This window comes from Acidobacterium sp. S8, assembly GCF_009765985.1.
In the GTDB taxonomy this organism is placed as follows: Bacteria; Acidobacteriota; Terriglobia; order Terriglobales; family Acidobacteriaceae; genus Alloacidobacterium.
On the sequence record NZ_LMUM01000037.1, the window covers coordinates 203169 to 217993 of the forward strand.

The following is a 14825-nucleotide window of genomic DNA, read 5'->3' on the forward strand; positions in this document are numbered from 1 at the left end:
CTAACTCAGCATCTGCCTGCTTATCTGGAATGACGGAGCGTGTGACCCTCCCCAAGCTCTCGAGGACGGGCTAAATCGATGCAGATCATAGTGTAAATTGCGTAGATGTAACGAGGCTGAGTGAAGGGAGGAGCAGCGCAAATGATAAGCGTTAGCACACAAAATAAGCCTACCGGTCTGTTCAGTTTCATTCGCTTTGTGTATAGCGCCACTGTGAAGACGATCGTATACGCCAGGCAGCCAAGAGGCAGCAATAGCCAGTTCTGTGCATCGGAGATGAACTTATCCCACCATTTGTTCCAGTCATAGAATTGAGGCGAGTGCAATTGGCCTGTCAAAAGCATAAAAATCTTTAGTATGACGACAAGCGGAAAACCGAAAGCCTGCTGAACGGTGTTGATCCATATGAGCGTCGGTGCATCCTCCATAAGCCAATCAAGCGCATGCGGATCAATGCCCAATATGCGAAACGCGAAAGGGTAAATCAATGTGATAGCTGCGACTAATATAAGGACTCCCAGCCAAGGTCGTCTCCGGAAGAGGAAGCTGTCAAAAACCAGGAAAAGAATCAGAATGGCGACCTGCTCCCATCTGGCAACGGCGGAGACAAGGATGACGACCGCAAGCATGAGTTTGGATCGTTTTTCGGAGTAGAGATATTTCGCAGTGAGAACGCCGCCTAACAGGGCGAATATTTCCTTATTGAGAGTGGTGAGAGCAAGGAGAAGCTGCGCATTAGCGAGAAAGAGAAACCCGACGACTGCAATCTTAACCTTGGGAATGGATGCTGCGACCTTTAAGGAAATAGCGAAGAGTATAAGGTTGAAGCCCATTATGCAAAAGCCATTACGCAATATCCGAACCATGAGAACCGGACCCAGGAAATTGCCGGTGAGAGAAATTAATCGTGCATCACCAGAGTCCTGCGCCCATTTTGCATATTCCCAATACCGATCAGAATCTGCTCCTATACGAGTTTGGATCTCTCCAGCGATCCACGGCTCCACATATTGGAAATAAAAAAAGATGCAAAAGAGTATGTACACAATAAGAGTTGCAAAAAATAGCCATTCGCTTGCGCGCCGTTTTCTGAGTAACCAGATGCTCAGGCTTGGGCGATTCGGGGAATAGAATTGCGAGTTCAACAAGTCGTCGGCACTCCAAATTGTTGTTCAGCATATGCGTCAGGAGTCCTCATAAATCAAACACCTGAAAGCTGTCAGATGTAATCAGTCGACAAGTCAGAACTGGAAGCCGATGGCCCGACGAACACTTGGGAAAATAGCTTCGCCATTCACATCATTTCCGGCCTGTGCTATTCGCCTGCCAGTTTGTGAGTCGCTGTCTTTTTGATGTCTTCACCCTATACAACCACTGTCGCCACGCAATTCGTGAAAATTCGGGGTTCTCATACTTAAATCGCTGTTTGATCGCTCTTGCAAAAAGCCGAAGCGTTTGCAGGGCGTTCTCGAAGCGGTCACGATAGAGATCGTGAAATGCAGTTTCTGCCATGGAGAAATTTGTGTAACGCCAGGGGGTCATGAGATGGTCGTAATCCATGATCGACATCTTATGTTCGATGGTCGCGTCCGCCGCCCGCCAGACTTTCAGATCGTGCCGAAAGAACATGTGAAAAACATACATATCGGAGTAATCCAGCCAGAATTCCGGGCTGAACCCTCCAATGGTCCGTAGAGCTTCGACCCGCAGCATACAACCGCTGTTGATGGCAATTGCTTCTCCAGCTGCGACACCGCATTCTCCTGCCGGGTAATTGCGATTCCGCATATATAGTTGCCGCTTTGGAGAAACAACAATATGTCCCACGCGCACAGTCGGCGCGATTGCAGCGATTTCCTTGCGGGCCAGCAAATTGGTGCCATACCGAAGCATGGTAAAGAGCACTTCTCGGCTGATTTTCGTATCTTGGTCAAGCAGCAACATCCACGGATAGCCCTGTTCGGTCGCGATTTGTTGAGCACTGTTGTAAGCTCCCGAAACACCGAGATTTTGCTCGGAATGACGATAAGTGAAAGGGACCGGTAGGCGAGGGCTTGAAAGTTGCTCTGGGCTGTTATCCCAGACGAGAAGTTTATAAGCCGCAGCCAACTCCGGCTCAGCGGCAAGAGCCTCACAGAGGCATTGCAACGTCTCCGATTCTTCGAAAAGCTTCTTGTAGCAGACTACAACAGCCAAAATCTGCATTGCCCTATGCTCCATTAGCTGAAAGAGGATCCGAGTTTCGGAAGTTTCGATCCCGCTGTCCACTCTGCATTCTGCTTTCAAACAAGGGGCTCAGAGTCGCTAGAGAGCATTCAGGCGACAGCCCTTGCTCGTTTGGACCACCTACCAACAGCACGGATGACTAAATCGGTAAGCTCTTTGCGCTCCAGGTGGTTGAAATTCACTTTATAAGTGATCAGGATAGCAGAGATCTCGGCACCGGAAATCAGAATGCATTTTGTGGCCAGATGCATCTCTTGCCGCATCAGAACACCAACGAGAGCCGCTGAAGGCAGACAGCACAGAACAGGTGCAATGATACCGTTTGTTAGCAGGCGTCTGCGGCTGAATTGCATCGCGTCAGTACGGGGCATACTGACGATGAAATGCAGAGCTACGCCAACAAATGCGCCAAGCAACGTGCCTAACGCCACCCCAACTGCTCCGAACAATTGAGCGCCGATCAGGCTGCACCCCAGATTTGCGACTCCTTCTCCGAGCGGAGAAATGAGCATCTGGTGCTGCTGACCGGCAGCAAAGCCAATGCTCGCGTAAGGCATGAGAGTTAAGCGGACAAATTGCGCGATGATCAGAATGACTGCAGAGAGTAATGCGTGGCGCGCATAATCTGGTCCCACCCATAGCGTCAGGAAACTATGGATTCCCAGGAGCAGAGGTAACGCGAGAATACAGAGGAGAGCAGTTGCGTAACGAGTTGTTCTGAGAACCGCCTCACCCATGCGAATGGGATCTTGGATGGCGCTCATTCCGGAGGCTATGGGAATGAGCGTACCGACGATGGCCCCTTGAGGCACTATGAGCATATTACTGACTGTTGCGGCTACTGCATAATAGGCCGCCGAGTGGAAGTCGAAAGCTGCGACGATCGGCAAATCTATGCCCGTAATCAGGATCGATCCGATCTGAGTGGCAATGACTGCGTAGCAGAACGTCACGAACTCCTTGACCGCAGCCTTGTCGACATTTGCCCAGCGGAGAACGCCTTTCATTTTGAGGAAGCTCCAGGCCCATACATAAGCCGCGGCCTGGAGGAGATTGCCGAGCGCGATCCACGCCGCCATAATATAGAGGCGCTGATGATGATAGGCAGCCCACGCAGCACCCACGGCACCGACGATCTTTCCCAGGCTCCCTGCCAATGCGTTGACTTCATTCTTCTGGAGGCCGAAGAACGTGCCGGCCAGCGTGGAAAAGGGAAGGCTGAAAACCAGTGACAAGCCGACGATGAGAAGCGCCTGGCGCGCGTCCGAACTGATGGAGGCCGGAATGTTCGGGAAAAGGTGTTCCAACTGCCACGAGCCCAAGACGATCAGGATCGCAGCAGACAGGCTCGCGAAAAGCATGAGAGCCGCAGCGCTACTCAACATTCGTCCCATGTAGCGACTGTCGTCAAGCCCCTCCGCGCGCGCGACAAATCGCCCGACCACAGACTGGATGCTGGCGTCGATAAGTCCGACATAGGCTCCAACCTGAAGAATGAGGACCCAGGTTGCGTAAACCGGCTTGTCAAGTACACGCACCAGAAGAGGTGGCAGGAATAATGCAAGCAGCCACGAAGTTCCCATCCTGCTCAGATTCGCAACGGAGTTCTTCGCGATACTAGCAAGCGCCGGCATTCTATTCTGGACTCGTACACGTTTCTCAGTATTTTTCAGCACGGCTTAAGCAGTCAATGACACGTGTGTAGGATATCGCACCAACGCACAATTGATCTGTATTACCCAGGCACTGGATCCGCCCAGACATCGCGTTCCTGGCTCCGGAACCAGCGGATTGCGCGGCCAATCTTCGTTGTAAAACCTACTGGACTCTCCACTGCCAATGAGACATTGAGTGCGATGAATCTGTTATCTAAAACAAAAGTAAGAATCGGTGACCCGCGAACGCGACAAGTAGATTTAGTACATCTATATCGGGCGGCAGTATAATGCCTTGTCGTGTCAATCGCGTCAGCGAGACGATCAGGGACTACTGATTCCAGCAGTCTGTCGGCTATCACAGAATCAAGCAGCTATAACAAAATGACAACTCCACAGCGACGCCACAAAGCTGACGAGACGAAATCCACTCACAATTCCAAAATTAAAGTTAAGAGTAAGAAAAATGCGAAAGCCATCAACAACGGATTTCCGGTCGTGGGAATTGGCGCATCCGCCGGTGGACTTGAAGCTTTCACCAGCCTGCTAAAGGCTCTGTCCCCTGATCTCGGCATGGCCTTTGTTTTCGTGCCACATCTTGATCCTTCCCGCGAAAGCGCATTTACGCAGATTTTACCCCGTTCCACGTCGATGCCCGTGCAGCAGGTAACGGATGGAATGCGAGTTAAGCGGAATCATCTCTATGTCATTCCACCGAACTGCAATCTTACGATCGCCAATGGAATACTGCATATTGCTGTTAGGGAAGAAGCGCGGTTAGTCAATACGACGATCGATATCTTCTTCCGCTCGCTGGCAGCTGACCAAGGCAACAATGCGATTGGAGTGGTTCTTTCCGGAACCGCTTCTGATGGCACGCGAGGATTAGCAGCTATCAAGGACAAAGGCGGTATCACTTTTGCGCAGGATACCGCATCGGCCAAGTATGACGGCATGCCGGCGAGTGCCATTGCCGCGGAATGCGTGGACTTTGTTCTCTCGCCGCGAGAAATTGCTGCCGAGCTGGCGCGCATACGCAAGTATGCCTATGAGTCCGGTTACTATCTTGAGCCAGCCGGTGAGAACACCAAAGAAAAGACCGTCCATCTAGCCGAGGTGTTTCGTCTGTTGCGACGTGTTACCAAAGTCGATTTTTCCGGATACAAGCCGCCGACAATTGGCCGCCGAATTCAACGCAGAATGGCTCTGCACAAAATTGAAAAGATCGATGAATATGTGCGCCTGCTGCATCACGAAGGTGCGGAGATAAATGCGCTGTACCAGGATTTGCTGATCAATGTGACCAGCTTCTTTCGCAATCCGGATGCCTTTGAAGCGCTCAAGCAGATTGTGTATCCGGCTATTCTGAAAGCGCGCACGTCTTCTTCTTCGCCAATCCGCATCTGGGTTCTCGGATGTTCCACCGGTGAAGAGACGTATTCTCATGCCATGTCGCTGGTGGAGTTTCTCGGTGAGCGGACAGAAGTGCCTATCCAGATTTTCGGAACAGACTTAAGCGAGACCGCGATACAACGCGCCCGCGCCGGCGTTTACAAGGACAGCATTGAAGCGGATGTAAACCCACAGCGGCTGCGGCGCTTTTTTCATAAATCAGACGGCGGCTATCAGATCAGCAAGAAAATCCGTGATCTTTGCATTTTCTCGACGCAGAACGTTTTCCGCGATCCGGCATTTTCCCGCATGGACCTGGTGAGTTGCCGTAATGTGATGATCTATTTAGGTCAAACATTGCAAAAGAGGGTCATTCCCGTCTTTCACTATGCATTGAATCCCACTGGGTTCCTTATGATTGGAAGCACAGAGGGTCTGTTGGGAGCGGGTTCGGAGTTATTTGAGATGGCCGACAAGAAGCAGAAAATCTACCGTAAAAAACTGGTCTCTACGCCCATGACCTTCGGCGTTTCTCCGAGCGCGCCTGAAGAAGCTAAAGAAGGAATAGAAATCCCACCGCCGCCACCACCGCCGGATAATCTGAGGACGCCGATCGAATTACAACGAGAGGCAGACCGCCTCCTGCTGGCACGATATACACCTCCTGCGGTGGTGATTAACGATCAGCTTGAGATTCTGCAGAACCGCGGCCGGACCGGCGCGTTTCTGGAGCTGCCAACAGGAAGAGCCACCCTGAATCTGCTGAAGATGGCGCGACCCGGATTGCTATTCGAATTGCAGAGCGCTATCAATGAAGCGCGTAAAAGCGGGGTCGAGGCAAAGCGCGAGAACATACAGGTGGAGGGGAACGGACACACAGCGCATGTTGTGGTTCGAGTAATCCCGTTCCGCACGCCCCTCCAGGCTCAACACAACTTCCTGATCGTGTTTGAGCTCGCTGCTCACGAGACTGGTGATGGATCGAGGGCGAAGTTAACTCCGAAGCCGTCGGCGAAAATCGACCAATCCGAACGGGACAAGCAAATTGCGCAACTCAAGCAGGAGCTGGCGTCGACGAAGGACTATCTGCAATCGATTATTGAGACACAGGAGATAACGAACGAAGAGCTGCAGTCTGCGAATGAGGAAATTCAGTCGGGCAATGAGGAACTGCAAAGCACAAATGAAGAACTGCAGACTTCGAAGGAGGAACTGGAATCAGCCAACGAAGAACTGCACACAGTGAACGAAGAGATGCAACATCGCAATGAGTTACTGACACAGTTGAACAATGACCTGACGAATCTTCTCCATAGCGTGAACCTGCCTATGGTAATGATGGGGGCTGACCTCAGCGTGCGTCGCTTCACTCCGCAGGCGGCGTCGGTGCTGGGTCTGATGGCAAGTGATGTGGGCAGGCCCATACCGAGATTGAAACTGAAGATCGACGTATCTAACCTGGAGCCGATGATGCTGGACGTGATTCAGAAGGGGCAGGCGAAGCAGTATCCGGTACAGGACCGCGAAGGCAATTGGTGCATGATTCGGATTACTCCCTATCTGACGCTTGAAAACCGCATCGATGGCGTTGTTCTCAGCATGGTCGACAAAAGCGCATTCGAGGACGCGACGGCAATCAAGGCTTCGAATGGAAAGAAGCGATCCTTAAAAAAGGGCGGATCCAGGGAGAAACCTGGATCGAATAAAAGTGATCGCGATGTCAATAGTGAGCATTACGGCGGCTGATAAATCTTTCCTGCCCGCGACGGTTGGCACATTCGGTGAATAAGAGAACACGGAACTCGTGGCGCGCATCATAGTTCGTCGTCTTTCCAAATCAACGTATATACGAGCCACAGAAACCATGCGCCAACCGCTTTCACAGTCGAAGATGATCTTCTAATCCACTCGATCATCGTCCCTCCGAAAAGGGCTAAGATTGCATCGGATCGCGCTCTGGAGTTCGAGACAGTCGTTGGCAGTTCCCACAGACTTCACCTCATCAAGGAGCGGCCAACAAGATATTTTGCCATAGGTATTTTAAAAGATGGTGGACGCGGTAGGAATCGAACCTACAACCTGTCGATTAAGAGTCGAATGCTCTGCCAGTTGAGCTACGCGTCCATTTTTGCGCAGTAGAAAATTCTGCGGGACTGAGAAGGGAAGCATTCTTCAAGAGAATGCTCTTATAGAAATATAGCACAAAAATTTACTGGAAACAGCGACGCGGAAGGCGGTTTTGAAATTTAGAAGGAGAAGGAAAGTCCGCCTTGAATACTGCGCTCCGCCTGCGCAAAATACAATGTGCTACCGTCCTGCGTCACAAAGGGCCGGTAGCCTTGCGCAAGCAAATTACGAACATCGATGAGGGCTTCCACTCGATAAGGAAGTATGTGGCACCGAATAGGCTGGCGCAGATAGAAGCTCAGGTAGGGATCGGACAGCTGGTTGTTGAAAGAATCGACTGGCGTGACTGTGTCGGTTGGTTGCCAGCGGTAAGAGGCGCGCCACTGCGTGCCTGCATGTTTTGATTTTCCATTGATGCTGGCCGTGACCATCGAAGCTCTGCGCGGGTGAAGGCTGCCGATGCCTTCTTCCAGCGTCACCGGCCCAGATAAGGACTCCATCGTCAGTGCATCGCCCATTGCATACGCGAGGCTCAACCAGGTGTCGTCGCCGATATGGTCGCGTATTTCGGCAAGCACACCGTTGCTGAAGAAATTCTGGCCAGTTGCTTTCAACAAGTCGGTATTGGGATCGTAAAGTAGATTGCCGCTATTCCAGTCGGCGAGCGAAAGAGTTCCACCACCGCTTACAACCGGATGATTGATGTGATCCTGGTATGCCGTCATCCGCCAGGTGACGCGGCCTTTATGGCGCTCGTAGGAAATCTCCTGATGCAATCCGTCTTCGAGAAGCAGCTTGCCATTTTGCTCAGTAAGAGCCGGAGCAAGCGTCTCTGCCCGGTCAATCTCATCCGCATGCTGTGCGCCCGGTGAAGTGGACATATGGTAGGAGACGGTATTATCACCCGCATGTACGCTGACACCCGCAAAGGGATGATTGGCGAATTGATTGTCCCCCAGGTGAATCGCCTCAATTTCATTGCCGAATTCGGCGGATATTACATCGGGCAAAAGATCCATTGTTTCCGAAGATCGCAACACCACGGCCTGTAATCCCTGATCCCGCACGCCGCCTTCGATATCGGGGCGGTCCTCAAAGGCTGCCACAGTCCTCATGGTGCGCCCCGGGCCAAGCTGCTTAGCGTAGCCGACCACCGTATTCAGCGACGCGCTCTCAGCCTGGCTCAAATCAGCACGCAGAATCAACTGCTGGCCATCGCCATTTGAGCGTTCCATTTCAAAATCATGGTGCAGACCGCCATCGCCAAACTGGCTTGCGCCGCCGCGAATCGTGACCCGCGCCTTAAGCGCCGGAGTGCTGCCATCGCCATCCGAAACAACAACCAGGGGACCATCTTCAAGCATGCGGAGCAACGGGCGGTTTGCGGAGAGGCGCAGCGTCCAGGCCCAGTCATCCTGAGGTTCATCCACCTGCCGTGGTTTTGCGGGCAGCCAGCGGAACGCCTCGTATAGGGTGTCCAGCGTTAGATTGACCACCATCTTTGAATCGGCCGCTACGCGGATGTTTTGTCGAAGTGTAGGCAGGAAAAACGAGCCGGAGGCCTTGAGATTATAGGTGCCGGGAACTATCGTCTGCAGCGTATAACGGCCATGGTCGTCGGTAAAGGCATTGGCTAGGACGGCAAGATTTGGCCCCAGCAGTTCTACCAGGGCGCCCACCTGTGGCGCACCTTTGGCATCCCGGACCACGCCTGAGATCGCAGCAGCGGCAGGCCCCTCTGCATACGCAGGCAGCGCCAGCATGGCGATCAGCAGCGCAAAGGCTGGGCCGATCTTGATCCGCAGATTGAGAACCGTCATGCTCACCGATTTCGTTCGTCACCAGGATCGGTCGACAGCTTCCAGTTCTCCATCACCACCTGAACTGGAAAACGTCAAGCGACCCTCCATACTCCTGGCCGTTTGCCCCAAAATCGTTGTTGTCCAGGACTCGCTGCTCTAACGGCAGCTTCGTCCTCCGCACCTCTATTACCTATTCCACCGTAAAAGGCGCTGATTGCGCAATTTTTTGGTTGGAAATACTGTCATTCACCTTGATCCAGATCTGGTATTTTCCGGGCTGAAGATTCGCGAGGGGGACGCTTTTCTCCAGCGTTACCTGATCAGAATTGGCGCCGAGCTTCTTCGAGTCTTCCTGCATATCGAAGATTGTCTTATTAGACGCCAGATCGACGATTTCGTACTGAATCGTCGCCGCATTCTGCTTACTCTTTTCGTCAATTCCCAGGTTATATACCTGCATCCAGAAATTCAGCTTCTGTGAGCGTTGGAATGCTGGCGGAATTGTAGGGTTTGACGTGACGGCTGGCAAGAGCTTTGTGTTGCTGATAATGAAGTTGCCGGCGCCAATTTCTTTCGATGGTACCAACTCCATACGATTGGCGAGAATCAGCGAAGAAGCTGACAGCTTGTCATCGTCATACCTCGGCACATTAATCGCCTGCGCCCACACACCCAGATGGTCCGGGTTGTTGACGTCCTTGATGCCGATATCCACGCGGTAGCGACCCGGACGAAGAGGCAGAGCCTTCCAGAAAAGCTGTTTGTTGTCCAGGGTCTTCGACAGCAATTCTGATGGAACCTCAACACCAACCGTTTCTTCAAAGCTCTGGATCACCTTGCCCGTAATCGAGGAGACGCGACCGATAATATGAACCTGGCCGCTGGAGACACCGTCCTTGCTGTTGAAGGTGATGTCACGATTCTTGATCTGCAGGGTCAGCGGTACCAGTACCGTGTCATCCGTCACTTTCACGTAGTCCGCACGCACATCGAAGGGAAAGAACGGACCATTCATGAGTTTGTGGTTCGTCATGAACGATTCAAGCTCAAGATCCTTGAACTTAATGACTGGCGGAGCTTCGAGCTTCGCATACTGCTCCAGGCGGTCGAATTGCTTGCTCTGTTGCATGCTCGACATCGGTCCGGTACCCAATGATTCCAGTCCGCCGTGAAAGCGATCCGCCTGCTTCGCCATGCCCATCTGTTCGTAAAGCGTCTGACCGGCGCCTGGAACGTGCAGAAGAGCATCCTTTTCGGAGCGGTCGATGGTCATGTGGTAGTCGCCGCACATGCAGGTATCGACAAATTCGATATCGATGTTTTCGCCGATGCCCTCGATGTAGCGATAATGCCAGACTTCAAACGGGTAGGTCGAGGTAGTGCCGCCGCCCTCATCCATCGGACGGTCATAGGTGCCGCCGCTGGGATGCGAATCGGTGCTGTCCGGCTTGCCATACTTGATATAGATCATGCCGCGATCTGTCTTCCAGCCCGGTTTTCCGGCAGCAAAATGCTCGTTGGAATACTCGATACGGCGATAATTCTCGTCGCGGAACTCATTTTCCGGCGAATCCGGATTGGGATTGCGGCGCTGCCAGAAGGCTTCGATGAAGGCGTCGCGCTCTTCGTCGTTACTCAGGCTCTTGAACGCCCTTAATTCCTGATCAGTGATAATCCAGTGGACATCCTGGTCAACCCACTTTTTGTAGGGCCCTTTTAATTCCTGCTTCAGTTCCTTTTGTTGCTTAAAGCGTTCCTTATCAGAAAGCTGGCGCTTCAGCGGATCATCTGTGGAGGAATCCGTTGTGGAGGGACTCTGGCTATCGGCCTGCGCTTGAGCCGGTCGGCTCTTCAACTGTGGATCGGTTTGCGTTGTCGACTGCGCCTGAGAAATCGCGAAAGCTCCCAGGGAGATCGCGAGAAATGCTGGAATACGGCCCTTCAACATACTGTGTGTGTTTTACCCCTCTACCGCTTCCATCAATTTTACGGATTCATGAAGACGGAATACAAGCGCCTTCCGCATTCAGAACATAGTTTTAGACGTCTGAGCCTGTCTTTTAGCGCTATCGCGTCGAAATACGGGACTGCTATCATGGTTGCCACCTGAGCGGAAGACAATCGGGACGTAAGGAAAACTGCGTTTTTGCGGAACCCGGCCTGCCGGACTTTCGTATTTTCTGGAATCGAGTGCCGGGCAAGGCTTTGCAAATATGCAGATACAGGAAGACTGGCTTTGAAAAAAATTGTCATTATTGTTGTCGTCATTCTCGCCGTGGCGGGTATCGTTGCGCTCACTATTGTGCGTGCTCAATCGGGCTACACCAAGGTTTTGACCGGAAAAGTCGTGCGCGCCAACCTCGTGGCCGTCGTCAGCGGAACCGGCCAGATCAAGCCCAAAACCTATGTCAACGTAGGCGCGACGGCTTTTGGACGCATCACGCACCTCTATGTGAAAGAGGGCGACCACGTAAAGAAGGGCCAGGTGCTAGCGACGGTCGAAAGCATCCAGCCTGAGGCCAATGTAGATGCCCAGAAGGCAGCGATTGATGCCGCGAAAACGGATATTTCGTCCTATATCGCTGCGGAAAAGACCGCCGAAGCAAATGTGGAGCATTCGAAGGCAGATCTCGAACAAAAAAAGCTTGATTACGATCGATATACGGCTCTTTATGCTGAAAAACTCGTCTCCAAGGCCGATTTTGACGCCAAAAAAGCAGCATATGACACCGATGTCGCGACTCTGAACCAATCGAACGCCGCCTTGGTACAGGCAAAGGCGCAGACGGATTCTGCCCGCGGCCACCTGGGAACGCAGGTCGCGACACTGCGCTTTAACGAGGATGCGCTGAATAAGACGGTCAGTGTCGCACCATTTGACGCGCTCGTCACCAATCTGCCCGTCCGTGAAGGGGAAACAGTAGTCGTCGGCATTCAGAATGCCGAAGGCTCAACCCTTATGACTCTTGCCGACATGTCGATTATTACCGCCGAGGTCAAGGTGGACGAGACCGACATCGTAAATGTCTCCCTTGGGCAGGAAGCCGATGTAAGTGTCGATGCGCTGCCGGGAAAAGTTTTCAAGGGACATGTCACTGAGGTAGGCGACCAGGCTCTCCTCCGCTCCACAGGCGTAGCCACAAGCCAATCGACCAGCGGAACGGAAGAGGCGAAAGACTTCAAGGTTGTCGTCACCCTGGACCGTGCTTATGACGAGTTGAAGCCGGGTTTGTCGTCGACAGCGAAGATCACCACCGCCAGCAGGCCGAATACGCTTTCGATCCCGATTCAGGCGCTCACGATGCGCCCTCCTGAGCCCTCGACGGAAAAGGCGCATGTTCAGCCCGTTTCCGCCACCAAAGCGGCCGCACCAGATGCCGAGAAGGTGCAGGGTGTCTTCGTGATGCGTCCTGATAAGAACGGCAAACTGCGGGCGCATTTTGTTCCCATAACCACAGGAATCACCGGGTCCACCGATATCGAAGTAACCAGCGGCTTGAAAGAGGGAGATGAAATCGTCACGGGAACCTACCGTATCCTGCGAAATCTGAAGGACGACTCGCTGGTCAAACGGGATACGACTCCACCGACCGTCAACAAAGAGGATAGCGATTCTTCTTCGTCCTCGTAGTGGGGAGAATCAGGAGCAGGCATATGATAACGACCCAGACACCCAGCGAAGCAGAAGCGCGAATTACCCCCGGAGTCTCGAATCCAAACGGACCCAGGCCCGGCGACATCATCGTGGTGCACGATCTCTGGAAGACCTATGACATGGGTTCTGAGCAGCAGGTGCACGCCCTGCAGGGCGTGCACCTGCGTATGAAGCAGAATGAATATGTCGCCATCATGGGCCCGTCCGGCTCAGGCAAATCTACTTTGATGAACCTGATCGGCTGTCTCGATACCCCCAGCAAAGGCGAGTATTGGCTGAACGGGCATCTCGTCAGCGACCTGAACGATGACGAGCTTGCACGCATCCGCAACAAGGAAATCGGCTTCGTCTTCCAGACATTCAATCTGTTGGCGCGCGCTACGGCACTGCATAACGTGGAGTTGCCGCTTATCTACAACGGCACCCCGGCCGCAGAGCGGCTGGAGCGTGCCGAGAATGCACTGCGCGCAGTCAACCTTGGCGATCGCATGCACCACAAGCCGAACGAGCTTTCCGGCGGCCAGCGGCAGCGCGTCGCTATCGCCCGCGCGCTCATCAACAGGCCTTCGATCATCCTGGCCGACGAGCCAACAGGAAACCTGGACTCGAAAACCGGCGATGAAATCATGGCCCTCTTCGACGAATTGCAGGCCCGGGGCAATACCATCGTCCTCGTGACTCACGAGCCTGATATCGCCGAATATGCGCATCGCGTCGTGCACATCCGAGACGGCAAGATTTTCTCCGATCAGGCTTCGTCTCGCGTGCACAAGCCATTAGCAGACGAGGAAATAGAAAACCCGTAATCCCGGTCCGACAAATCGCCAAAAAAGAGCGCCCAATAAGGCGCTCTTTTTGTGCTCATTGCTCTTCTTTTTTTTCATTCAGCCGATGAACCGTACAGGCTTGTCGTCCATGGCCAGATAGAGAATCACGACCCAGGGGAGTGGTGTGTCCGCGTTCATACAGTTGAGCAATGACTCGTTGAGGGCCGAGGAGCCCGGCAGAGCTCTGGCAGGCCTGGAGGGGATGATCGGGCAAAGCCTCGTCATGCAGAGGCTATTTGCGCGCCTACGACAGGCCGCACCTCACCTCCGTGTGGCAGCGATCGAGGGAGAACCGGGGACAGGGAAGACGTTGGCTGCCCGGACGTTGCATACGCTCGGGCCGGCTTCTGGGGCCGCTTTTACCGCCTGCCCTGCGGCCCACTTTCTGTTGTCAGAGACGCAGGCGCTCCTCGAAGAGGTTCGCGGAGGAACGCTCTATCTTAGTCGTCTCGCGGATCTGACTTCCGAGCAGCAGTCGCGGTTCATCGACTTTCTGGAGTGGTGGGAGCACCGCAGCGGGCGCGATATGAACGGCATCTTTCCGCGACAGTTATTCGTCGGCTCCTCGAAGCCACTGCGTCAGCTTTCCGTCAGCGGCGAACTGCGCACCGATCTCTGCTACCGTCTCACCGCTATTCGCTTTGAACTGCCTCCGCTCCGCGACCGACGTGACGATATTCCGGCGCTTGCCGAATCGTTTGCCATCCATCACGGTGCGGTGCACGGAAAAGCGATGCGCGGCCTCGGACCGGGATCGCTTGCAAGGCTGCTTACGCATAGCTGGCCGGGAAATGTGCGCGAGCTTGAGACGATCATGGCAAACGCCGTCATGGATTGCGCGGGGCAGTGGATCCGTCCCATCGACACTCCACCCCTTATGCAGGCGGCAAGCGCGCTTCGTCCGCAAATCAGCACGGTCGCACCCAGTGAAGATGATCCAAATCTCGACCGCATGATTCTGCGCCACATCACTCACGTCCTTGCCCGGACACGCGGCAATAAGCTGCGAGCATCGCAGCTGCTCGGAATCAGCCGCTCTACGCTGTATCGATTGCTGGAGTCAGGAAGTCTCGCCTCGCATAAGTAAGGGATGCACACAGAGCGAAGGGGGTGAATCCCCTGATACACTGCGCTTTAAGTC

The 14825-nt window shown here is 53.5% G+C and carries 9 protein-coding genes and 1 tRNA gene; 4 read left to right on the forward strand and 6 right to left on the reverse strand.

What is annotated here, in order from left to right:
- Window positions 1-20: 20 nt before the first annotated feature.
- The 3 genes from GSQ86_RS19630 to GSQ86_RS19640 all read right to left on the reverse strand — a co-directional run bounded on the left by GSQ86_RS19630 (window position 21) and on the right by GSQ86_RS19640 (window position 3860).
- Window positions 21-833 (reverse strand): hypothetical protein, encoded by an 813-nt coding sequence (locus tag GSQ86_RS19630; RefSeq protein WP_158751878.1) that lies wholly within the window; start codon window positions 831-833, stop codon window positions 21-23.
- Between the two features lie 466 nt (window positions 834-1299).
- The gene (locus GSQ86_RS19635; RefSeq protein ID WP_216841220.1) at window positions 1300-2268 is read right to left on the reverse strand and encodes a glycosyltransferase; all 969 of its coding nucleotides are present in this window, start codon (window positions 2266-2268) and stop codon (window positions 1300-1302) included.
- A gap of 47 nt (window positions 2269-2315) precedes the next feature.
- Window positions 2316-3860: a polysaccharide biosynthesis C-terminal domain-containing protein gene (locus tag GSQ86_RS19640; RefSeq protein ID WP_158751880.1), complete on the reverse strand. Its 1545-nt coding sequence runs from the start codon at window positions 3858-3860 to the stop codon at window positions 2316-2318.
- Between the two features lie 405 nt (window positions 3861-4265).
- Between GSQ86_RS19640 and GSQ86_RS19645 the strand changes: the two genes are divergently transcribed.
- The gene (locus GSQ86_RS19645; protein ID WP_158751881.1) at window positions 4266-7019 is read left to right on the forward strand and encodes a chemotaxis protein CheB; all 2754 of its coding nucleotides are present in this window, start codon (window positions 4266-4268) and stop codon (window positions 7017-7019) included.
- A 302-nt stretch (window positions 7020-7321) separates the two neighbouring features.
- On the opposite strand, the gene GSQ86_RS19650 is transcribed toward GSQ86_RS19645, so the two are convergent.
- The 3 genes from GSQ86_RS19650 to GSQ86_RS19660 all read right to left on the reverse strand — a co-directional run bounded on the left by GSQ86_RS19650 (window position 7322) and on the right by GSQ86_RS19660 (window position 11150).
- Window positions 7322-7397: transfer RNA gene (locus GSQ86_RS19650), tRNA-Lys, on the reverse strand.
- Between the two features lie 122 nt (window positions 7398-7519).
- Window positions 7520-9220: a carboxypeptidase-like regulatory domain-containing protein gene (locus tag GSQ86_RS19655; protein ID WP_158751882.1), complete on the reverse strand. Its 1701-nt coding sequence runs from the start codon at window positions 9218-9220 to the stop codon at window positions 7520-7522.
- A gap of 172 nt (window positions 9221-9392) precedes the next feature.
- Window positions 9393-11150, reverse strand: coding sequence for a GWxTD domain-containing protein (locus GSQ86_RS19660; RefSeq protein ID WP_158751883.1), 1758 nt, complete (start codon window positions 11148-11150; stop codon window positions 9393-9395).
- Window positions 11151-11438: 288 nt separating this feature from the next.
- Here GSQ86_RS19660 and GSQ86_RS19665 point away from each other — a divergent pair, with 288 nt between their 5' ends.
- From GSQ86_RS19665 to GSQ86_RS19675, 3 genes are all read left to right on the forward strand, one after another.
- Window positions 11439-12833: an efflux RND transporter periplasmic adaptor subunit gene (locus GSQ86_RS19665; protein WP_371720683.1), complete on the forward strand. Its 1395-nt coding sequence runs from the start codon at window positions 11439-11441 to the stop codon at window positions 12831-12833.
- 23 nt (window positions 12834-12856) lie between these two features.
- Window positions 12857-13663, forward strand: a complete 807-nt coding sequence (locus GSQ86_RS19670) for an ABC transporter ATP-binding protein (protein WP_158751884.1) — start codon at window positions 12857-12859, stop codon at window positions 13661-13663.
- Window positions 13664-13886: 223 nt separating this feature from the next.
- The gene (locus GSQ86_RS19675) at window positions 13887-14771 is read left to right on the forward strand and encodes a sigma-54 dependent transcriptional regulator (RefSeq protein WP_158751885.1); all 885 of its coding nucleotides are present in this window, start codon (window positions 13887-13889) and stop codon (window positions 14769-14771) included.
- Window positions 14772-14825 lie beyond the last annotated feature (54 nt).